Raw genomic sequence first — 22,777 nt, forward strand, 5'->3', positions numbered from 1 at the left:
TGATAAAGAAACGCGCCAGCGCATCAAATACAGCAAACAATTTCAGTAAAAGCTTAAATGAAGCAAAAGTGAAGCCGAAATTACGCACATCACCGAAACATTGCATGCGCAGTGAGGCGCGCATACGCACTTAGGCACGCGTCACCAGCTCAGCAATCTCTCCGATGCGGTAACGCCCCTCAGCCAATAATTCTAAATAATAGTGGTGATAAGCATAAACACTGGGTTTATGGCAAACGCTAATCAGGCTCAAGCCTTGTGCCAAAAGTAATTGATATAAACGTTGTTCCATTGCAGCATCAACAGCGCTGGTCGCTTCATCAAGAAAAACAAATGCTTTGGCATTGATCACGGCGCGAATAAAACCAATACGCTGTTGCTCACCCAGAGACAGTTTTTGTGCCCAGTCATCTACCGCCGCCAAACTCGCATAACGCTCCAGCAAATGACCTAAATCTAACTGTTGTAATAAGGCGATTAAGCGCTCATCACTTACACTGCTGTGCTGAGCTGGATAAATCAATTGTGCCCTTAAGCTATCGCGAAACATATAGGGGCGCTGTGGTATAAACATCTGCTGATCTGCGGCAGGTAAAGTTAACTGCCCATAACCGGTTTGCCAAATACCAGCCATCACCCGTAATAAAGAGCTTTTACCGCGTCCAGTACTGCCAATGATCACATAATGCTCACCCGCTCGAATGCTGAGATTGAGCTGGCGAATCAAACATAATTCAGCATTTGGGGTATAAATATCAGCATCAACAAAACCAATCTCAGTACCATGGCATAGATCAAGTTTGGGCTTATCCGCTACATCTTGCTGGATTGCCGTGAGCTTTTCATCAATCTCGGACAGCCGTACCACAGTCGGTGCAATGGTATTAAAGCCTTGAATCACATTCGACAACGTGACGAAATACTGCATAAACATGGTTGCGGCCAAAGTTCCTTGGGCTACTGCACCAAAACTGATTTGTTGAGCAAAATATAGTGGCACCAAAAACAATACGGCAATAATCGGTAGGCATTGCCGTAAGGAGTAATCCAGCCCTCGGGCAATTTCCTGATAAACATGAAATATCCAAGTATTTTTCAATGCTAGATTTAAGCGCTGAGAAATATGCCGTTGCTCACTGCGCTCACCGCGATAAAAAGCAATGTTTTCGGCATTGTCTTTAACATGTAATAGACTGCGTCTAAGATCGGCTTCACTTTTGACCATATAAAAATCTTTGGCAATCGTCGGTCGATAGGCATAAACAATGAAACTTGCATAAACTAACGCAAAAACCAGTACCGCCAAACTTAAGGGGGTGGAGATCGCAACCAAGATTGCGCCCTGTACCCCAATGCCCATAAAGGAAAATGGAATATTGGTCAGCATGCTACAGATCTTCTCACAAAATGGCGCCACCCCCTCTTGAATACGTTGATCTGGATTATCAATTTTTTCATCCAACACAATATGATAATACGTCTTGGCACTGAGATATTTTTCTGTCATATATTGCGTCAGCCACTGCTGCCAACGGAACTTCAGTAAATCACCCAAATAACCAAATAACACAGTGGATAGCCCAACTGCAACGCTCAAGACACTGAGTAAAATCAGCAATTGCCAGTAACGATCTTGGGCTTTTTCAACCAAAGCATTGGTTTGATCGGCGGTCAGATAAGAAATATAACCATATAATGCGCTACTCAATGCCGATGAAAATAAAATCACCGCCAACATGCTCCAAGCAAAATAACTCTTCCGCCGCCACCAATAAGGGCGAATCAAACGCCATAAACGCTGAAAAAACAAGCGATCTAATTTTAAATCCCGGTGTGCAACCGCCGTCGCTAAGCTGGAATGTTGTTGCCAAGCGGGGTCCATCGATAATGTCTGTGCAGTCCGTGTAACCTGCTTAGGTTGTTGCATAATGGGCTGTTGCGCCATGGTATCGATGTAGCTTTGGTCGATGTGTCTTTGTTCGATGTAGCTTTGATCGATGTTTCTTTTCTTAGCAGTAGCCGCTGCTGTTAAAGGCGTAAGCGTAGTGGGCGTAGTGAGAGGCTCTGCAGATGCAGCGATGCGGCTCAACTGCCATTGTCCTACACCGATTAAATGCAGTTGCACCCGATGAAATGCTTTTAAGCTGTCACGATGTGCAATGCTGATCAGGGTGCAGCCTTGTGCCAGAATAGCTTGATAGACTTGCTGTTCTCGCGGCAAATCTAAAGCACTACTGGCTTCATCCAAAAAGGCATAACGCGGTTGATACACCAATAAGCGAGCAATACTCAAACACTGTTGCTCACCCAGCGACAGCTCTCGCCCCCAATCACGTACACTGTCCCAGTCATAGCGTTGCAATAGATGCTCTAAACCCACTTGCGTCAAAATCGCACTCAGTTCCGTTGTAGCATGTTTGCTTTCGGTCAGAGGATAGCGCAGTTGATCTGCTAAACTGCCATAAAACATATACGGACGTTGTGGAAAAAACATGATGTCATCACGTGGCAAAGCCACATAGCCTTGACCATGTTGCCATAAACCGGCCATCACACGCATCAATGAACTCTTGCCAACACCCGTTGCACCCACAATCAATACATGCTGAGAGACTGCTAAATGCAGATTTAAGTTTTCAATCAAGTACTGTTCGCTATCCGGTACTTGGATTGACAAGTGTTGGATCACAATGTCCGTTGCATCATCATACACAATGCCGGATGCTTGCTGCGCTATGGCTTGATGCGATGCGATGGGTTTGGGTTTTGTCGGCACACATGGCGGCGGCACTGGCTCTATGGCGCTGACCGTATCTACAGGATTTTGCTGTACAGCTGTCAAATCGGCTGACTGCTGTTCCTGAATTTCTGCCAAGCGAATCGCTTGGGGTGCAACATCTGCCAATAAAGGAATAAACGCAAAAAAATTTCTAAAGCTCATTTCAATAATCATGGCAGCCATAGTGGCTTGCGCGATACTGCCATAAGAGATTGTGCCTTGAAAAAATAATGGCGCTAAAATAAGTGCCGATAACAAACTCGGAATGGCATAAATAAAAACATTGGCGCCAGCAACTTTGCTATTAAAGACAAAAATAGCTCGGTTTTTTTGATAGACCTGCTGAATACGCGCCCCAATGCCCTGACTTGCTTTGCCTTCTCCTTGATAAAACGCAATGTTTTCAGCATTTTCACGTACATGTGCCAAGCCACTGCGCAACTCAGCATCAGCAACCGTTTTTTCCCAGTTTTTACGAATAAGAGGTACCGAAAAATAATATGTGCTCAGCAATACCAAGGCGATATATGCCATATTGGTCCATAAAAATACTTCTGAAATACTGACTAAAATACCAACCTGTATACTCAGCCCCAAAACTGAACCTAAAATCATTTGCGGTATACTCAACAGAACATCACAGAACGGTCCAATCTGTTGCTGAATACGTTGATCTGGGTTATCAATAACTTTATCTTGTTCGATATAATAATAACGACGCTTATCTAAGTAGATCTGGGTCAAATACTCAGAAAGCCATTTGCGCCAATCCAAAGCAATGCGTTTTTTCAGCAGATTGATGACCTGCTCTGAAAACCACCATGAGATGATGGTCACCACGGTTAAAATCCAAAACTCACGCCAATAACTGTGCTGACGTTGTAACTGTAAATCAGCAACTGTTGCCGTTTGAAAAGATAACCATCCTGCAAGCAGACTGAGTGTCACAACAATTGCAATTAATAATGCCAGTTGTAACCAAGACTTGAATGCACCTGTTCGCATCCAATAAGGCTTGACCAGCTCAAATAGCCTGCCAAAAAGTTGTCGACTGATTGTAAATTTCTTTGCATTGGAGCTTGCACGTGAGCGCGTCATAAATATATCCACCAAGGGGTTGCAACCAATATGGCATCACAAGATGTCAATACCCCTGAAACGATTCAGAGCACATTTTTCCGCAATTACGCTCAATGAAAATAGTTGGATAACTTTGATAAACAGCAGATAAACAGCAACATCCATAGCTCACGGATGTCGTCTCAACACACATAGCAACAGTGCCTAATGCAAACCAATAGCGTTCTTTGTCTAGGTCTCATTGTATAAAAACAAACCATGTCACAGCACAAATAATCTGCGTATTGCATGAACATATCTGTTTTTTTGTTTAGCTATGAAGAAAATCTTCTTTTTTAAGTTTGTTAACTTTTCTTAACATACGCTTACATGAAGTAAATTTGATTAAATACCATGAATGCACAGACCAAACAGCCCGTCGGCTTACTAGAGGTGTTTCTTGACTTACAAAGTACTTTGCAAAAAGTCATTGTCAGTCGAACAGGCTCTCAGGCAGTAGCCCAAGACTTGACTCAAGATATTTATTTTAAGGTTCAAAATTTAGCTGAGACTTTTCCAAGCTACGATGATGCACGGCATTATTTACTTAGAATTGCCATCAATAGTTCGATCGATCATGTTCGTACTGAAGCTCGGCGTCAGCAATTACTGCATGGCAGTTATGATTTATTTGAAAATCATATGGTAGATTCAGAGCCAGAGCATCAGGTCATCATTAAAGACCAAATCAAAGCGATTGATCATGCTTTATCTGCCCTACCCGATAAATGTAAAGAAATTCTGTATCTTAGTCGTATGGAAGGGCTGACTCATGCTGAAATTGCGGCAAGAATGAATATTTCGCAGAGCTTAGTCGAAAAATATATCGTCAAAGCCTTGTTGCATTGCCGTAGTCAATTACAATCCGAATAGCGTCTTTATCTAGCGATGCTCATTGTGCTCTACTAGACATCGTGACTAAAAATCTTCATTTCATTGATTATGCACGGTATATTATATGATCCAAGCGCTTTAATCTGCTCAAAACGCAGACTATAGACGATGTATTATACCTCCCGTTATCATGCCATTATAAAGGCCAACTCTCGTGTAATGCGATAAACCTATGGATACCAATAAAGCAACGACTGACGCCTCCGACATGCGTGAAACAACAGTACCCTTCTCCGATCAGCAAAAGGAACAATTGGCTGAGGAGGCGTTGCACTGGTTGGTTATGCTCACTTCAGGCGAAGCCGATCAGATGCAACGTAATCTCTGTCAACGTTGGCGACGGCAATCCAGCACACATGAACAGGCTTTTCAACAAGCGCGGCAAATCTGGTTAAGCTTAGGTCAAAGTGATGTACTACAACAATATCAATACCTTGACTATCAGTCATCGCTTTTAGATAGCCACCACCCTATGTATGTGCAGCATATGCAGCCCTTGGTTTATTTTTTCTGTTATTCAGCTTATCGTTATGTGGCTGCGGTATTACTGGCGATTGCTATTGTATTATTTGCCTATTTACAGCTTACAGCAGCACCGCAATTTCGCACTGATTTTGGTGAAATGACCGTATTTGATTTAGATGCCAACAATCAGGTTACGCTCAATACCAATAGCATACTCTCTCTGCCCCAACCCCCTCAACATCAACTGGTATTACATCATGGTGAGGCACTGTTTAAAATGGCAAGTCAAGCCATTTCGCCGTTTATGATCTATGCCGATAACTTGGTCGTTCATCCTGCTACTGCCCGCTTTTCCATCAAAAAAAATGACTTTGAAACTAAAATTACCGTGGTTGCAGGTCAGGTTAAAATCAATCATGGTCAGCAACAGCACGTGCTATATGCCAATCAGCAGCTGGTACATCGCAATGGTTCTACACAAAATTATATTCAGCACATTGATGCGCAGCAGGACATCTCGTGGACGCAAGGAAAATTATACTTTAGCCAAAGCACTGTCTACGATGTGCTACATCAACTTAGTCAATATGACACACGTAAATGGGTATTGTTATTGGATCCTCAACTGCAAAATAGCAAAATCAATACTACGGTACATATTGCAGAACTTGATCAATGGCTGGACAATCTTGAGCAAGCATTACCGATTCGACAAAAAAAACTCGGACCATTCATTGTCTTCTATTAAGCACCTTCATCGCCATCGGCATGATTCGTCAATGCGTGGATGCCCATGTGCGACATAGAAGAATATATACAACCATAGCTATTCTACAGATTTAAAATAATCATCTGCCCCAAGATATATCTAAAATTAAAATAAAGTTTGCACAATATATACTATAAGCACTTTACTTAATGTACTTAAAATTCAAAACCTTATAAAACAATAAGCCAAATAAAATATTGCGGTGTTCATCGTTGCTAATCGTTTGAAAGTTAATAAACCCTCTCTTTTCGCAGGTTATTTATGAGCACTATCCCTAATACCTCAGCGTCAACCTTAAGGTCGCATCACAAGCCTGTAGCTTTTTATGCCAAATCAAGCTTAGCACTCGCAATTTTATTGAGCTTCAGCAGTAGTCTCGCTTGGAGTAACCCACAGCAGCCAGCAAATACCGCAACATCTGCAAGCACGCAATTTAAACTCAATATTGCAGCGGGTCCGCTAAGTCAAGCTCTCAAGCAGCTCTCGCAACAAACCCATACTCAGATTATTGTTGCCACAGCCTTAGTTGAACAACAGAAAACATCAGCTTTAACAGGTCAATATAGTGTAATCGATGCCTTACAACAGCTTCTGGCTGGACATGATTTAGAGGTCAACTTTGACGGCAATACCGCAGTCATTCGCGCTAAATCGACAGATGGAACACTATTATTGGGTGCCGTCAATGTAGAAGGTAGCAATACCGCAGTATATAGCCCTATAACGGGTATTGCATCAAACAATCTAAGCAGTAGCAGCGGTGGCAATGGTAGCCGTGATTTAACCGCAACTGAAGGTAATAAAAGCTATACCCGAGGAAATATTAGTATTGCAGGTAAAGCGCCTGTTTCTACACAAAAAATCTTACAAAGCGTGAGTGTTATTGGTGCTCAACAAATAGAAGACCAAAAAGCAACAACGCTCAGTGATTCACTGAAGTTTGCCACGGGCATCATCACCCAACAAGGTGCTGGTGGGATTGATAACTACCATAGTCGAGGTGATAAAATTCAAAACATTTCTGTTGATGGCGTTGCAGCACAATACAGTTATCTGATTGCTAATGATTTTTCACTTTATGACCATGTTGAAGTCCTACGCGGTTCCGACGCCTTTTTGGGTGGTTCTGCCATTGGCTCTGCTGCATCACCAGGCGGTAGTATCAATCTGGTTCGTAAAAAACCCTTAGATCATCTACAGACACAAATTGATTTAGCTGCGGGTAGCTGGGATCATTATCGACAATCGATTGATATCACAGGACCTTTAGCATTAGACGGTGCTTTAAGAGCACGGCTGATTGCCACCCATGTAGATAAAAAAGAGTTTTGGCGTGGTGAACAAAGCAGCAAAAATATTGCCGACTTACACTTTGAATATGATGTCACACCAGCGACCACTATCAGTTTTGGTGGAAACTATGCCGAAAATAATGGTCCTAAATGGCGTGGTGCTATTCCACGGGGTGCTACAGGTGAAGACCTCAATCTACCCTATGCTTTTAGCAATATTACTTCTGGTGTACAAGATCAACTCAGCATTTATAATGTAGATGCCGCCATAGAGCATAACCTCAATAATAATTGGTCGCTACGTTTCAGTGCAAATAAAAGCCATGGTCAGACCAATAGTTTATCACCGAGTATTTCTACATATAATATCAACCCAGCAGGTCATAATAGTCTTTATATCACACCGAATGATGAACGTATTAAAGATGAGAAAAGCGTCTATAATGCTGTCATTCTCGGTAAAGTAGATGCATTACAACGGCAACACGGGATTGAATTTTCTATACAACATTCAGATACTAAACGGCATGAAAAACATTATTATGGTGAAGGATTTTCCCTTGCCTATGATGCTTTGACTGACATAGACTTTGCGAGTTTAAACATTCCTGCAGTAGATTATAGCCAAGTAGATCAACAAAATACGCGCAATAAAGAGAATGAAGCTTATTTAAAACTTGATCTGCAATTGCTCAATAATCTACATTTTCTCACAGGTCCACGTTGGGTAGAATCTCATTATACAAATGCCGATGGGCAAAGCAGCAATGATGATAAATTTTATATTCCCTATTATGGGCTACGCTATGATCTCAATCCGCAATGGAGTATCTATGCCTCACATAGCGATAATTTTGCTTTTCAACAAAGTTTAAATACCCAAGACTTAAGTAAACTAGAGCCTCAACGCGGCTATACACAAGAAATCGGTATGAAATACCTCAGCCCATCACAGCAACTTTCAGGCTCAATTGCACTATTTCAATCCAAATATAAAAATGTCGCCGAGTTTATTTGGGACGGTATTTCCATTCCCAATCCCTTAACGGGTTGCTGCTGGAGTACCAATACCTATGAAGAGGATAAGCGCGGTATTGAATTAGAACTTTCAGGACAATTTAGCCCACATTGGCAAAGTTCCATAGGCTATACCTATAATGACAATCGCATCCGTTATAAAGAGCTCCAAAACCCAGCATCGGTCGACTTTGGCTATTTACCAAAACATAATTTAAAATGGAGTAATGCCTTACAATTATGGGGGAATGACTGGTTACAACGCATTACGCTTGGTGCCAATGCAATCTATCTCTCTAAACAAGATCGTAAACAATATATTTATGATCAAAACTCAAATACAGTGAGTATCAATCTAAAACAATCCGATTATGCCATCGCCGATGTCTTTGCGCGCTATCAGATCAATAAGCAATGGCAGCTGCAACTTAACATCAATAATGTCTTTGATAAGCAATACTATTCAGGCATTACCGATTTATACTCGACTCGCTATGGCGCACCACGCAATTTCTTATTGAGTCTACAAGCTAAATATTAAAATCAGCTCTAGCTCGTTTTATTGCAGCACGCTATATCAATCAGACGATATCAATTCAGTCTCAATAAAGCGCCTAAACCGCATAATGGTTTAGGCGCTTTTTAAATGCCCATTTAGAAATTAGCTTTTAACCCCAATGAAAAAGTCCGCCCGGGTGATGGCATATTTGAGCGCGACAAAGGATCAATATAATATTGATTACTTAAATTCGTCACCAAGGCATTGACTTGCATATTGTCGTTAAATCGATATTGTGCAAAGAAATCAATTAACCAGGTACTGCCCCAACCAATAGGTGCATTAGATAAGGTTTCTTGTTTATCACTTTGCTTCAAGTTATCTTGATAGAAACCATCATATTTACTATACCAGCGCGCTTTAGCCCCCATTTCTAAACGATTATCAAGGGCACGCATCCCCACAGTTGCATTGAAGGAGTGTTTTGGAACAACCATGGTCGCTTGATAGCTGGAAGCTTTCCCGCCGCGATAGCACAAGTTGGTATGCCGCTCCCCTCTAAAGCCAATACCTTGGAACTGATAGTTTTGATCTAGCTCATAATAATAAGCGATATTTTGCATTATCTCATCGCCACCACTCACATATTTATCCGCATCGACACCATATTGACAAAAATCTTGCTGGTGTAAATATGCATGGTTCAGTTCAGTAAAGAAACGCCCATTGTCATAATCAAACTGTAGTTCTAGACCTTTGGTTTTCAAACGCCCAACATTACGTAAATAACGGCGATCATTATCAATGACGTCATCGGTGGTATTGGTAAAGTACGCCAGTTTAAAATTACTCTCGGCATCTTTAAAATATTGATCAAAGTTAGAGACATAGCCCAATTCAAAATTGGTTGCCTTTTCGGAGCGTAAGTTAAAACCAATATATTCTAAGCTACCAAATTGCGGATAAAACTCAAAGATCGAAGGCAAACGCTCTTCTTTCGCCCACTTAGCATACACACTGTGCTGATCATTTAATTTAAAACGCGTTGCCAAAACTGGGTTCCATTTGCTATTTAATTTCTGCTTGGTTTCATACGCCATACGCTCGACTTCATATAGAGAACCCACAATAAAATTACTGCCTACTTGGATATTTTGATCTTTATAGCGCTGTGTAACTTCACCATTGAATATTGGATTATCCTCGATATGATAATCACCTTTATCATCTGGTCGCCAGTACACAGTATCTCTGAGCGTGGTTGAACCACGCGCATAAATCAATTCATCCAGATCGAAGCTGCCATCAGCAAGTTTTAGATCATCCCAATCACCATAAGGTCGAATATAGTAGTTATAAAAAGCACTGGCACTTACAGCACCCGCAATATCTTCACCACGCTGTAATTGCTCTAAATCCGCTTGGGTGAAATGACGTTCTAAGCTATAACTAATAGCGGAGTTTTTCATTACTTTCGCATCTTTATTACTACGCGATGGATTTTCTGCTGTCGCCATACTTTTCTTAAAACCAACATCAATCGACCAACGATCAGTGGGCATGAGGTTAAAATTAAAAGCAAAGTCATGCTGTAACTGCTTAACATTGTTATAGCTAATATTACTGCTACGAGCTTCTTGATCCTCAGAATCACGTTGATGAAAGCTTAAAAAATAATTTATATCAAAATTCAGCCACGGCATAAGCTGCATAGAATTGCTTAGGTTTAAACCCGAGCTATTTAATTTATATTCAGTTAGAGCGTCGTCCCATAAATAACAAGCCACATGATCACGACTAGGATTTCGACCATTACGCACACAGCCCTGATAATCAAACTGGTATAAGGTATTACTCTTATTGTGCATGGCGGTATCGGCTCGGTTATGCCAAAGCAAAGTATTTAAGTTAATCCATTGATTATCGGCTGGAGTGTAGTCATAACTTAGATAATAATTTTGAGTATCGATATGACTGGCGGGCCAGAATTCTTGAAAACCAGCTTTTAAATGATCATGTGCCACCAAACGATAGGGCATAATTTCACCATGCCGAATATCCGTCGAGCGATAACCGACTTCCAATTTATGTTCATCACTGGGGGTATAACTGAGTTTTGCCAATAAAGACTTACTTTGATTAAAGGTATTGGCAACCTCTTGCCCTGGTTCATAAATCTTGGTCAAATCATAGATGGTATCTTCGCTTTTATCGATATTTTCATAAAAGGAGCGATTATGTTTGCCTGAGAAATAATTACCGCGCTGTGAATATGAATAAGCAATCACCCCAGCCAACGCATTCTTTTTAAATGCAGATGCGACAGTAAATTGGCAGTCCTGCCCAAAATTGGAGAGTATAGAGGAATCCCCATCTTTAGCCTGTAAACGCATACTGGTATCATCAAAGGGAAAGTATTTTTCTTGTGGTTTGTCTGGATTATAAGAAGGATGATCTCCCCAATATGAACCAAAGTAATAATCTGGAAAACGTTCTTTTGTGCTATTGTTGGCGAGTTTAGTCTTTAGCATAAAACCATATTCTTGCCCTTCAGAGATAATATCTTCTGCCTGCAAAGTTTTAATGCTGATGCTTCCACCTACCGAGCTATTCACGCCTTTACGATTGGCAATACCTTTGTCAACCCAAAGCTCACTTATTAGATTTGGATCAATATAATAGCGTTCGCTCACACCACCAAAGGCACGGTTTGCTGTCAGAGATTGTGTACTACCATCAATAAAAACAGGTACACGTCCCTGCCCCTGAATACCGCGAATATTTGGATCGATTGCACCACTATTACGACTGTCACCGGTATATACCCCATTTACAGCAGTGATTAAATCTGCCGGATTACTGAGGTTGAGACGATCTATTTTCGTTTGATCCAAGTAATCACGGCTTTGATTGGCTGCATATTTAAGAGCATTTTTACTTTGCTCAGCTTTTAAGGAGATTGTCTCTAAGTTCACCACATTTTCAGGTGAGTTTGCTGTACCTAAAGACGCAGGATGCGTGTCCACACTTTCGGCATAGGCACAATGAATAACAAAAACCATGCTAAAAATAGCCGGTTTTTTGCTCACAATAAGCAACAACTGATGAATTTTCATGAGTATTGGTTCTAAAGAAGATACAAAATAAAGAAAGGAAATACATGTTGAAGCCTAGTCTTTTCAAACACATATTTTTAAATAAAACGAATCAATGCACTTGATTATTAACATTTAATCAAAGCAAAAAAATAATAACAAAAAGATTTAACAATTAATACAAATGATAATCATTTCTACATGCGTTTGATTGCTATTTACACTATTTCAAGAACTCGTTATTCTAAAAAACCGTTATAAGATATTAAAAGATTTGTTATCTCAGTTAGACTGATCTTGAAAATTCGATAATGCTGCGTCCCACATCATCACAGACCAATCGCTGGACCAGAATGCTTCATTGCATGAAGTACAACTGATAAGCGACCTGTTTGATGGCTATGCGGTTATTTTTCTAGGTCTTTGCACTGCATGCCTTTACATCAAATGCAGGAGCACAGCCAAAATCAATAGACTTAATCAATAAAATTAGTCAATAAGTTTACATCGCAAAATTCGCGACATTCTGAGCGCAAATGATCTTAATTTTTTCGATAAGACACAATAAGATAGAAACACTACCCAGCAAGGCATTGCGTGCTCAAGTATTCTCAGCAAGCAATGCACTCATTGGACCACTACACACTTTTATAGTGCTTGCGAGACTTTAAGGAATATTATGAAAATCAATGAATACTTACAATATGACGCCATGGGCTTGGCGCAACTGATACAACAAAAACAAATCACAGCGCCCGAATTACTCGAAGTCGCTATTGCGCGCTATCAACAGGTGAATCCCAAACTCAATGCAGTTGTCATTCCCATGTTAGATTTAGCGCGGCAACGTGCTAGGCAACAGTTGACCGGACCTTTTGCTGGCGTTCCTTTTTTACTGAAAGACCTACAACAAGATTATCGTGGCGTAGCCAGCAGTTATGGCTGCAAAGGCGTGCATCGTAAAATGCAAGTTGCCCAACAACATGCCAATATCGTCCAACGTTGGGAAGATGCCGGTCTGATTAGTTTTGCAATGACCAATAGTCCTGAACTCGGTATTAAAGGAATCACAGAACCCGAACTTTGGGGCGCGTGCCATAATCCGTGGAGCTTACAATTTAACAGTGGCGGCTCTTCTGGTGGTTCAGCTGCTGCTGTGGCTGGCGGTATTGTCCCCGCAGCAGGTGCCAGCGATGGAGGTGGTTCTATTCGTATTCCTGCATCTTATTGTGGGCTATTTGGCTTAAAACCCAGTCGCGGGCGTACGCCTTGGGGGCCTGAGCACGGTGAAGCAATGCACGGCGCAGCAATGCATCACGTTTTAACCAAAACGGTACGTGATAGCGCAGCTTTGCTCGATTGTAGCCAAGGTGCTGATCTTAATGCACCATTTCAGATACAAGCACCAAGCCAATCTTATTTGCAGTGTTTACAGCAGACCCCACATGCCTTAAAAATTGCCGTACAATTTCATTCACCGATTGGAACCAAAGTCAGTCCAGACGCGCACAAAGCATTGCAAAAAACAGTCAAACTATTGCAATCACTTGGTCACAATGTCATAGAGGATCAACCGGCGATTGATGGAATGGCGATGGCAAAAGATTTCGTCAGCATATGGTTTAACCAATTCGCTTATCAGATCCGAGAACTCAAACAAAAATTTCATCTTGTTGATGATGATTTTGAGTTTGATAGTCTGGCAATTGCTGCTTTTGCCAAACAAGCCAAAGCCATTGACTATATCGATACGCTTAATCGTTGGGGGGATTATAGTTTTTATATGAATCAATTCTTCCAAAATTATGACCTATTGCTCAGCCCAGCAACTGCATCCGTAGCACCTCGTAATGGTCAGGTCAAAACCAGTAGCTGGCAAAAGCTATTGATCAAAGGCATGATGAAAACATATCAAGCCCATCATTTAGCACAAGGCAAAGTTGTAGAACACTTAATTCGCAATAACTTAGAATGGGTTCCTTTTACCCAACTCGCCAATATTACAGGTTTGCCAGCGATGTCGGTACCATTGTATTGGAATAGTGATCAGCTCCCCATCGGCTCTCAATTCATTGCGCCATTTGGTCGTGAAGACCGACTCTTACAACTCGCTGCACAACTTGAACAAGCGCAACCATGGCAGTCACAGTACCGCTATATTGCCTTAGCAACACATTCATAATCAAGCTCTCAAAACAGCCCCTAACACGCCATCTCCATCTTGTGATCTCGAGCTCTGTCAAAAGACCAAATCTAAAAAACCCCAAACTGAATTGTTTTGGGGTTTTGTTGTATTTAAGCGCGCATGCTTATGTTATTGTTCTGCTAACCAACTCATAAAACGCTGACGCTCTTGCTTTGTGGCACCTTGCCAGATCTGGATCAAACGTTGATCTGCTGTGACATGACCGGTTTTATCCGTGATGACTATATTCGCTGTTGGCGCAGGATCTACCGTAGCACTTGGCTGCATTGAGGTTGTTTGTGCTTGCGTTGTGCTGGTCGCATAAACTGCCGGAGGTTGCTGAGCACTATTGTTTTTATTTTTACCCGTTAAGTCCATAACCTTGCCGAATAAACCACTGCTTAACCAAGGTTTAGTTTCATTATTGGCACCCGTTTGCTGTACCACTAAGCGGTTATTGCTATCATAAAGTGCAATGGTCGGTTGCTCAGCATAACGCTGTGCTTGCTCGAAACTCTGCGGCGCATCAACCAAAGCCAATTTATATTGCTGACCATCTTGTAAGGCAGGTGTATGAATTGTCACCACCCCCGACTTCAAAATATCATGTTCACCATCTAAATGCTGAAAGAACTCCTGATAACGCACACTGATACTCTGTTGACCTGCATCAATTTTAAAATCATTTTTTTCTGTTCGTAGTAAACCACCACGGACTTCTTGATCATTTACAGCCAATAATACAATTTCTTCAGGTGTACTAATGGTCACGGCAGCCCATAATACATTGCTTAAGGTCATCCCCACACTTAGCGCAATTAACTTATTGAATGTCATCTGATCATCTCTTTGCATAAATATTAAAATTTAATGCACTATGCTACGTTGCGATGACAGTTTTATGACAACCCCATAGCATCATTCACAGGATATTTGCATACACCCTACAGCATAAAATCAAGCTGCTGCGCCATTATTCAAGTAAAGCAATAAAAAAAGAACGCCTAGGCATTCTTTTATGTATATCATTCTTTTATGTATATATAGTTTGTGGATGCAGTCGAATAGAAGCAAAGCAAGAATCACCCTGTTATTGCAACTGCATTGCTTACAGCGTAATTACTCAATTAAAAGTTTTGAAACGCACAGCATCATCAATATATGTTTTTTCTGCAGCAGGTGCTTCAACTGAACCAAATACCAATTGCGCGCGAAGTTTCCATTGTGCTGGAATACCAAAAGCTTCAGCCGCTGCTTCATCTACAATTGGATTATAATGCTGTAATGATGCACCAAGTCCTTGATCTTCTAGTGCTAACCAGACTGCAAATTGAGCAATAGCAGTAGAATGTTCAGACCATACAGGAAAGTTCTCTGCATATTGTGCAAAATTTTGTTGGAGCTGTTTGACTACATCTTGGTCTTCATAAAACAAAACCGTACCATAGCCATCAATAAAACCTTGGATCCGTTGCTGAGTCGCAGCAAATGCATCTGCAGGAACTAATTTTTGTAGCGCTTCAAGTACCAAAGTCCAGAACTTTTCATGTGATTGATTAAACAAAATAACCACACGTGATGACTGCGAGTTAAAAGCAGATGGGCTTTGACGTACAGCATTTTTGATTAAGCTTTCAAGCTCAGCATCAGCAAAACTGACTTGACGACCGATATTATAAATAGTGCGACGTTTTTGCAATTGATCCAAAAATGACATTTTGAGACTCCGTATTTGGTTTTTACTTTATGGGGTTCATTATAGATGGCATAAAAGCATAGTCTATGCGCGTTACCAGTACATTGCGTATTAATTTTGGAACAGTCGGCAACAAGCTCCCCAGGCCATGATGAGTATGGCTTTATGCTTGATACAATACAAAATAACCGCAACAAATGAGAATCATTCTACATGATAACAACGGTGACCGCGCCGTTGTTAAACTATATTTTTCAACTTATATTCTGCAAAAGCAGATCAAACAAAAACATATAAAAAGCCAGTCTTTGGGACTGGCTTCATCTGGTATGGGTTGATTGATTAATTACCTCGATGACTCGACTTCGCAGCTCGTCACGCTGTATTTTTCAAATTATAAATATATGAAAAATACTGTAATTTCTTAGCAAGCCTTATTTTTCTGTTTCAAATAATGCTGCAACAAAAGACTTCGCTGAGAATGGGCGTAAATCATCAATTTGTTCACCCACGCCAATAAAACGGATTGGCACATGACTGCGACTGGCAATATTAAACAACACCCCACCTTTGGCGGTACCATCCAATTTGGTAATGGTTAAACCCGTTAGACCAATGGCTTCATCAAATAGTTCCACTTGATTAATTGCATTTTGTCCTGTGCCGGCATCTACCACTAACATGATTTCATGCGGTGCTGTGGCATCAATCTTCTGCATTACCCGTTTAACTTTTTTCAGCTCTTCCATCAGATTGCTTTTATTGTGTAAACGGCCTGCAGTGTCGGCAATAAGAACATCGACGCCTTTGGCGCGTGCACTTTCAAAAGCATCAAAAATGACAGAGGCACTGTCAGCACCATGCCCTTGGGCCACTACGGCAATGTTATTTCGCTCCCCCCAGATTTCCAGCTGCTCTGTTGCTGCAGCACGGAAGGTATCGCCTGCGGCCAACATCACTTTTTTACCTTCAAGTTGTAAGCGTTTTGCCAATTTACCAATGGTTGTGGTCTTACCAACACCATTAACCCCCACCACCAAAATCACAAACGGTGCTTTATTGTGATCGATATGTAAAGGTTTAACACGAGGTGCCAACAAATCGACGAGTTCTTGTTGCAACGCTTTATACAATGAATGTGAATAAATCAAATCACCACGTGCAGTGCGCTCTGTCAAATTTTGAATAATGGTCTTGGTAGCATCCACGCCAATATCAGCAATCAATAATTGCTCTTCAACCTCTTCCAGTAACTCATCATCAATTTCTTTGCCACCAATGAGGATATTTACCATACCATCCGCTAAATTACGGCGCGTTTTACTTAGACCTTGCTTCATGCGACTAAAGAAGCCAGTACGCGCTGGCTCCTCTGTCGTTTCAGCAGCTGATGAGATGATCTCATTCTCTGTTGGCGTGATTGCTGTAGCGTTAGAGCTAGGTTGTTGTTGTTTTTCGACGACAGGCGCATCAACGGCGGCTAAACTTGGTAAAGTGACATCATCATCACCGATGTCCGCATCGATCAAAAATTTATTTTGCTGCTGTTGCATGCCGATTCCTTGAAAAGCATAGCGTTAAAAGCCCGATTCTAGCATATTTTCCAGTAATTTTACCTCTAGCCCCCCACACAGCCCAAGATTGCACCATCTGCCGTTTTTTTTAAACGCCATGTGATTGATATTGAAAAAAACATTACATGGATTGCATTGTCACAGCTGATTTTTATCTATATTTTAATTTCTATCTTGGTTTTTTGTTACATTGTAGGGCGTCTTTGAGTCAACAGCATTTTTTTCATCGTTATGGTTTGCCTCGCCTAAACAGCATTGGACTGCTAGCCATGCTGCTCTCTAGTAGCACCTTGCTTTGGTCTATGCCCAATGCGACCCATCTTACCCGTTCTACCTTTGAAACAACCTTAAGTAATGGTTTAAAAGTAATCATCCGCGAAGATCAACGCGCCCCCATCGTGATGACCCAAATTTGGTATGCTGTGGGCAGTGCTGATGAATCAGGCAATCATTTGGGCGTCTCACATGCACTAGAACACATGATGTTCAAAGGCACTCAAAAAGTACCAGACAATGAATTTACCTTACTGAGTCAACGCTTTGGTGGAAAAATTAATGCAGCAACCAGTAGTAATTACACACAATACTACCAGCTCTATCCCAAACAATACTTTCCACTCGCCCTAGAGCTAGAAGCCGATCGGATGCAAAATTTAGTACTGCGTCAGGAAGATTTTGCCACTGAACTCAAAGTGGTTATTGAAGAACGTCGACAACGGACTGAAGATAATCTACGCAATCTCGCATTTGAACGTTTTAAATGGATTACCTATCCAACCAGTCATTATCGCCAACCTGTTATTGGCTATATGAAAAGCCTCAATAACTTACAACTCAATGATCTTAAAAACTGGTACAAAACTTGGTATGCACCCAATAATGCAACACTGATCATCGTCGGTGATGTCAATGCCGAACAAGCACTGTCACAAGTCAAAAAGTACTTTGCAGCCATTCCGAAACAGACTTTGCCAGAACGTAATGATGTTTTAGAGTTTGATCGAGTGGGTTATCGGCATATGGAGCTACAGCTTTCAACCCAAGTGCCAAACCTGTATATGGCTTGGAATGTACGCTCCTTGGCAACCAGTAAGAATCCCAGTGATGCCTATGCCTTGAATATTATTCAATCTATTTTGGGCAAAGATCTCTCGGCCCGTTTACAAGCCCGTTTGATCCGGCAGCAAAAAGTTTTAAGTGCAGTACATGTCGATTATCAACCCTATAACCGCGGCGACAGCGTTTTTATGATTACGGCAGTACCCGCAGCAAATGTTAAGCTCGAACAAGCACAGCAAGCTATTGAACAACAAATTAAAGTTCTACAAAATGAGCTGATTGAAGCCCATGAATTACAACGTATTAAAACCAATTTTGTTGCCAATTTGATTTATAGCCAAGATGATATCGCCGAGCAAGCACGAATGTTAGGGCAACTTGAGGTTAATGGGCTGAGCTATCGTTTAATTGATGAACTCAGTCAACATTATGATCAAGTCACCGCACAAGAAATTAAGCGTGTTGCCAATTTATATTTGGTACGTGACAATCTCAGCACTCTTTATATCATTCCACAAGCAGCGGACCGATAAATGCAAGCAACCACACCTGTCCACGCATTCTCGTCATTCCACAAAATGCTCCGACAAAGCAGTGCCGTACTGCTGCTTAGCATACTGACATGGCATTGCCACGCACAAAGCCCGCAAGCTGAACATGTTGCAAGCCCGACCGTCACAGAAGAAGCAACAGATACGGTAGAAGTTGCAAAACATTTAGAACTCGATGTCGATGCCAGCAATGAAATACATGATGCAGAACAACATAACAACGACGATGCAATAACACCCCCCAACCAAGATGAGATTACAAGCAGTCGTTTAAAATCACTCGCACAACTCAAAAGCCTACAAGGCGTTAAAACGACCGCACTTTATCAGACACCTTTTGTACAAGAGTTGGAAAATACGGCACATGTCCGGAGTCTATTTGTTGCCACGCAAGCCTTACCTATTGTGGATATACAACTTACCTTTAATGCGGGTTCTGCACAAGATGAATACATCGGCAAAGGTTTGTATGGGCTTTCCAGCTTAGCTGCACGCCTTATGACTGAAGGGACAGATCAGTATTCTGCTGCAGAAGTTGCCAATCGTTTTGAAAGCTTAGGAGCAAGTTTCAGTGTTAGTTCTTATCGGGATATGTTTGTTATTCGCTTACGCAGCTTATCTGATCCCCAACATTTACAGCCCGCCATTGATCTCATGCTGCATATTTTGAACCATGCAACATTTAAACGTTCAGACCTCAGTATGATGCTCAGTAGTAGCCGTGTAGGACAAAAACAAGTACAAGAAAATCCAATAAGTCTACGCAGCTTTCAATTTTATCGCAGTGTCTACCAAGAACATCCTTACGCCTATCCTTCTGCAGGCACCAACCTCAGTTTAACCAAAATAACACGTGAGCATTTACAACAGTTTCGCCAACAGCTCCTGGTCAAGCAAAATATGAGCATTGCCTTAACGGGTCATTTAAGCACCCAACAAGCTAGCGACATCGCCAATAAAATCAGTAATAGTTTAGCTACAGGACAAAAAGCCCCCAGCCTAGCCGCAGCAAATGCTCCACAGCATTTTAATGTGCAATATATTCCAGCCAGTGGTCAACAAGCTTATGTGATGATGGGGCATCTTGCCGTTGATTATGCAGATCCAGACCGTGTTGCACTAGAGGTTGCTAACCAAATTTTAGGCGGTAAAGGACTCAACTCTATTTTGATGCGTGAACTACGCGTGAAGCATGGTCTAACTTACGGAATTTATAGTCAGCTATCTGCATTACAAGCGCGAGGGGTTTTTCAAATCAGTTATTCCACAGCTTTGGATGATTTAATCTTTAGTCTGACTCTCAGTCATCGTGCATTGATCGATTTTGTTGAACAACCGATTGATCAAACGGCTCTAGATGATGTAAAAGCGGGGATGCTACGTGCCTTTCCAATGAGCTTTAGTAGTAATGAACGCATTAATGCACAAATTGCCGCAATGGCTTTTTATGATTTACCCAATACCTATTTAAAAGATTACCAACAACAACTCAGTTCATTAACCGCCAAACAAATTCATCAAGCCGTGCAGCGCCATTTACATCCAGATCAATTAACACTCGTGGTCGTTGCAGAAAGCTTAGACCTCGCCGCATTACAACAAAGCCTAGAAGATAATCTTGCCACAAGCCGTTTCGCACTCGACAGCAAAGACAGCAAAGACAGCAAAGACTAGGCTAACTAAACGGAGCGATGATGATGTGATTATTACCAATTATCTTTGGCATCGACTGCTGCATAGTGTTGAATCTGTGCGCGTTCTTTTTGATGAATCCACATCAATTTAAAATACATGACGTGATTAATCTGTTGCGGCAGCAACTGTTGTGCATAATATTGACTATAAGGCTGTGTTTTTTGCTGAGACAACATCACAACATTATTATATTTTTTCAGACTAATTGGCGCACGTAAGCGCGCAATAGATGTCACAACAATCACCAATACCATAAAAATAATCAAAGCTTTAGATAAATAATCTAGCGATATAGGAAATTTAAAATCATTGAACCAATTTTTTAAAATATGCATGTACTACCTCAAACTGCCCAGTAGTTTAATCACAGCCTATTTAAAAATATAGCCCTATTCTGCTGTTTCGCTGTATCTTTCAGCGAATTTACAACATTCCCGACCACAGATCACAAAGCGTACAATAGATGTATTGCCGCAAGCATAACAGTAAATCAATAACATCGCCTAAATCCGCTGTTGCCCCCTCAGTTGGGCGGTCTCCTCTCGCGCCAGCACCTGTTATTGATCTTAATTTTGCAATCAAATAGGATTGTTTAGCTTAAATAACGAGCGCTCAGGGTAATTGGCTTTGCTTTTAATAGATCACTCACGTATACTCTCTAGTTGAAGTTGTTACTTGCTGATATCTATAACACATGATGTTCAATGTAATATTTAGATGCTTACACTAAAAACAGTATAGTCCCAAATACTTATACAAAATGATTTCTCCTGCTGTTTATTTCTCAACAGAAATAAAAAATCATTTTAAGCAATAGATTATTTTACTGAAAGCTTATATTAATTTTATTCAATAATATGGCAATACTTTGTGTAAACTCTATTTTGAATTAATTGTTTAAATATAAACCGCATTATCTTGAGGTATATATTGACAAATCTCATAAGTTGTAATATTAATTTAACATTGACTATCTAGACTTAGATGAAAGTAACAAGCTGCGTTTTAACAAACAAGGCAAAAGATTTTAGTAATCATAATTAGAATAAGGAGTTTGATATGATTCAACAAAACTCTGCACGTGACCTCGAAAACATCTATGTCAGTGCAGTAAACACGATCCATTCAGAAATGAACTTTTCTGATGCAGTAAACCAGCTTGAGGAAGCAGCACGCGCTGGGCATGGTAAAGCAGCATTATTTCTTGCTGAACTCTATTATCAAGGCTTCCGTGTAGAACGCGATTCACTCAAAGCACAATATTGGCAAAAGATGGCCACAATGCAAGCATAATTAAACGTCACCTCGGTGGCGTTTTTTTTGGGCATTATTTGCGCAATATCACCGCCTAAATATCTACATCATAGTGATGTGCAAATAATAAATTTTAACGATTAAAATCAATTAAGTTACTCAATCAATTTCTAGATCACATACAATGCTACTTAGCATCGCTCGTCATAAGAATAGGTTGTCATGAAAACGTTTACTCAGTTCCAACCTGTATCCAAGCAGTTGATTTTACAGGTTTCGATTCTAAAAACCATGATGTATTGTGGTGTACTTTGGGGCTTGTTTAATGAAGGTTGGGCGATTAAAACTGAACCAGATCAAAATATTTTTCCTTTCTGGTTAAATGCCGTACAGGCCAACCAATATGCCAAAGTACATTGGCCAAACTATCGCCCACGCAAGATTACCCCACAGGATTTTCAAGAAGCATTACTCCCCACACTCACACGTTTTAAAATTATTCCTGCACTGTTTAATGCTTCACGTTGTAAGTTCAGACTATCAACACAACAAATGCATCATTTCTTTTTTAATTCAAGACAAATACGTTTTGCTTAAAGCGTCACCCACAATATATTGATCATTTTGACCGCATTCTCTTGATGCGGTCAATTTTTATATAATGGTTTGCTCTATCACAGTTGTCTACTCCGCTATACGCAATGCCACTGAACAGCAGATTTTTATATTTAAAAATTTATATTTAAAATTTTATTTTCATGCAAAATATTTGCATTATTTTTAAAGCAGGTTATCTTTGCATATAAAGGATACACATTGAAGCGATAAAGCACG

At 40.8% G+C, this 22,777-nt stretch carries 14 protein-coding genes; 8 read left to right on the plus strand and 6 right to left on the minus strand.

Annotation, left to right across the window (positions count from 1 at the left end; all coding sequences use genetic code 11):
- Nucleotides 1–130: 130 nt before the first annotated feature.
- Nucleotides 131–3,877: an ABC transporter ATP-binding protein/permease gene (locus BFG52_RS09815; RefSeq protein WP_067555397.1), complete on the minus strand. Its 3,747-nt coding sequence runs from the start codon at nucleotides 3,875–3,877 to the stop codon at nucleotides 131–133.
- A gap of 375 nt (nucleotides 3,878–4,252) precedes the next feature.
- Here BFG52_RS09815 and BFG52_RS09820 point away from each other — a divergent pair, with 375 nt between their 5' ends.
- From BFG52_RS09820 to BFG52_RS09830, 3 genes are all read left to right on the plus strand, one after another.
- On the plus strand, nucleotides 4,253–4,771 hold the full coding sequence (locus BFG52_RS09820; RefSeq protein WP_067555400.1) for an RNA polymerase sigma factor: 519 nt from the start codon (nucleotides 4,253–4,255) through the stop codon (nucleotides 4,769–4,771).
- Nucleotides 4,772–4,964: 193 nt separating this feature from the next.
- On the plus strand, nucleotides 4,965–6,005 hold the full coding sequence (locus BFG52_RS09825) for a FecR family protein (protein ID WP_067555403.1): 1,041 nt from the start codon (nucleotides 4,965–4,967) through the stop codon (nucleotides 6,003–6,005).
- 282 nt (nucleotides 6,006–6,287) lie between these two features.
- The gene (locus BFG52_RS09830) at nucleotides 6,288–8,876 is read left to right on the plus strand and encodes a TonB-dependent siderophore receptor (RefSeq protein ID WP_067555406.1); all 2,589 of its coding nucleotides are present in this window, start codon (nucleotides 6,288–6,290) and stop codon (nucleotides 8,874–8,876) included.
- Nucleotides 8,877–8,989: 113 nt separating this feature from the next.
- On the opposite strand, the gene BFG52_RS09835 is transcribed toward BFG52_RS09830, so the two are convergent.
- Nucleotides 8,990–11,950 (minus strand): TonB-dependent receptor domain-containing protein, encoded by a 2,961-nt coding sequence (locus BFG52_RS09835; protein WP_067555408.1) that lies wholly within the window; start codon nucleotides 11,948–11,950, stop codon nucleotides 8,990–8,992.
- Between the two features lie 658 nt (nucleotides 11,951–12,608).
- On the opposite strand from BFG52_RS09835, the gene BFG52_RS09840 reads away from it, so the two are divergent.
- Nucleotides 12,609–14,111 (plus strand): amidase, encoded by a 1,503-nt coding sequence (locus BFG52_RS09840; protein ID WP_067555411.1) that lies wholly within the window; start codon nucleotides 12,609–12,611, stop codon nucleotides 14,109–14,111.
- A 132-nt stretch (nucleotides 14,112–14,243) separates the two neighbouring features.
- Here the strand turns inward: BFG52_RS09840 and BFG52_RS09845 are convergent, their stop codons facing one another.
- From BFG52_RS09845 to ftsY, 3 genes are all read right to left on the minus strand, one after another.
- Nucleotides 14,244–14,951 (minus strand): DUF2057 family protein, encoded by a 708-nt coding sequence (locus tag BFG52_RS09845; RefSeq protein ID WP_067559423.1) that lies wholly within the window; start codon nucleotides 14,949–14,951, stop codon nucleotides 14,244–14,246.
- A 286-nt stretch (nucleotides 14,952–15,237) separates the two neighbouring features.
- The gene (locus BFG52_RS09850) at nucleotides 15,238–15,831 is read right to left on the minus strand and encodes a nitroreductase family protein (protein WP_067555414.1); all 594 of its coding nucleotides are present in this window, start codon (nucleotides 15,829–15,831) and stop codon (nucleotides 15,238–15,240) included.
- A 413-nt stretch (nucleotides 15,832–16,244) separates the two neighbouring features.
- A complete protein-coding gene (gene ftsY / locus BFG52_RS09855) occupies nucleotides 16,245–17,363 on the minus strand; it encodes a signal recognition particle-docking protein FtsY (protein WP_067555417.1) in 1,119 nt (372 codons plus the stop codon).
- A gap of 290 nt (nucleotides 17,364–17,653) precedes the next feature.
- On the opposite strand from ftsY, the gene BFG52_RS09860 reads away from it, so the two are divergent.
- Both BFG52_RS09860 and BFG52_RS09865 read left to right on the plus strand, forming a co-directional pair.
- On the plus strand, nucleotides 17,654–18,976 hold the full coding sequence (locus BFG52_RS09860; protein ID WP_081408762.1) for a M16 family metallopeptidase: 1,323 nt from the start codon (nucleotides 17,654–17,656) through the stop codon (nucleotides 18,974–18,976).
- Nucleotides 18,977–20,668 (plus strand): M16 family metallopeptidase, encoded by a 1,692-nt coding sequence (locus BFG52_RS09865; RefSeq protein WP_067555420.1) that lies wholly within the window; start codon nucleotides 18,977–18,979, stop codon nucleotides 20,666–20,668.
- A gap of 32 nt (nucleotides 20,669–20,700) precedes the next feature.
- On the opposite strand, the gene BFG52_RS09870 is transcribed toward BFG52_RS09865, so the two are convergent.
- Nucleotides 20,701–21,024: a hypothetical protein gene (locus tag BFG52_RS09870; RefSeq protein WP_067555423.1), complete on the minus strand. Its 324-nt coding sequence runs from the start codon at nucleotides 21,022–21,024 to the stop codon at nucleotides 20,701–20,703.
- Nucleotides 21,025–21,748: 724 nt separating this feature from the next.
- Between BFG52_RS09870 and BFG52_RS09875 the strand changes: the two genes are divergently transcribed.
- Both BFG52_RS09875 and BFG52_RS09880 read left to right on the plus strand, forming a co-directional pair.
- Nucleotides 21,749–21,982 (plus strand): SEL1-like repeat protein, encoded by a 234-nt coding sequence (locus BFG52_RS09875; RefSeq protein ID WP_067555426.1) that lies wholly within the window; start codon nucleotides 21,749–21,751, stop codon nucleotides 21,980–21,982.
- Nucleotides 21,983–22,165: 183 nt separating this feature from the next.
- Nucleotides 22,166–22,540 (plus strand): DUF2750 domain-containing protein, encoded by a 375-nt coding sequence (locus BFG52_RS09880; protein ID WP_067555429.1) that lies wholly within the window; start codon nucleotides 22,166–22,168, stop codon nucleotides 22,538–22,540.
- Nucleotides 22,541–22,777: the final 237 nt, after the last annotated feature.

It is taken from the genome of Acinetobacter larvae (assembly GCF_001704115.1).
Taxonomy (GTDB): Bacteria; Pseudomonadota; Gammaproteobacteria; order Pseudomonadales; family Moraxellaceae; genus Acinetobacter; species Acinetobacter larvae.

Excerpts from the sequence above, each read along its gene's own strand:
- BFG52_RS09875 (WP_067555426.1), top strand. The coding sequence starts at position 21,749 with ATGATTCAACAAAACTCTGCACGTGACCTCGAAAACATCTATGTCAGT.
- BFG52_RS09860 (WP_081408762.1), top strand. The coding sequence starts at position 17,654 with ATGCTGCTCTCTAGTAGCACCTTGCTTTGGTCTATGCCCAATGCGACC.
- BFG52_RS09815 (WP_067555397.1), bottom strand. The coding sequence starts at position 3,877 with ATGACGCGCTCACGTGCAAGCTCCAATGCAAAGAAATTTACAATCAGT.
- BFG52_RS09835 (WP_067555408.1), bottom strand. The coding sequence starts at position 11,950 with ATGAAAATTCATCAGTTGTTGCTTATTGTGAGCAAAAAACCGGCTATT.
- BFG52_RS09830 (WP_067555406.1), top strand. The coding sequence starts at position 6,288 with ATGAGCACTATCCCTAATACCTCAGCGTCAACCTTAAGGTCGCATCAC.
- BFG52_RS09850 (WP_067555414.1), bottom strand. The coding sequence starts at position 15,831 with ATGTCATTTTTGGATCAATTGCAAAAACGTCGCACTATTTATAATATC.
- ftsY (WP_067555417.1), bottom strand. The coding sequence starts at position 17,363 with ATGCAACAGCAGCAAAATAAATTTTTGATCGATGCGGACATCGGTGAT.
- BFG52_RS09840 (WP_067555411.1), top strand. The coding sequence starts at position 12,609 with ATGAAAATCAATGAATACTTACAATATGACGCCATGGGCTTGGCGCAA.
- BFG52_RS09870 (WP_067555423.1), bottom strand. The coding sequence starts at position 21,024 with ATGCATATTTTAAAAAATTGGTTCAATGATTTTAAATTTCCTATATCG.
- BFG52_RS09865 (WP_067555420.1), top strand. The coding sequence starts at position 18,977 with ATGCAAGCAACCACACCTGTCCACGCATTCTCGTCATTCCACAAAATG.
- BFG52_RS09845 (WP_067559423.1), bottom strand. The coding sequence starts at position 14,951 with ATGACATTCAATAAGTTAATTGCGCTAAGTGTGGGGATGACCTTAAGC.
- BFG52_RS09825 (WP_067555403.1), top strand. The coding sequence starts at position 4,965 with ATGGATACCAATAAAGCAACGACTGACGCCTCCGACATGCGTGAAACA.
- BFG52_RS09820 (WP_067555400.1), top strand. The coding sequence starts at position 4,253 with ATGAATGCACAGACCAAACAGCCCGTCGGCTTACTAGAGGTGTTTCTT.
- BFG52_RS09880 (WP_067555429.1), top strand. The coding sequence starts at position 22,166 with ATGAAAACGTTTACTCAGTTCCAACCTGTATCCAAGCAGTTGATTTTA.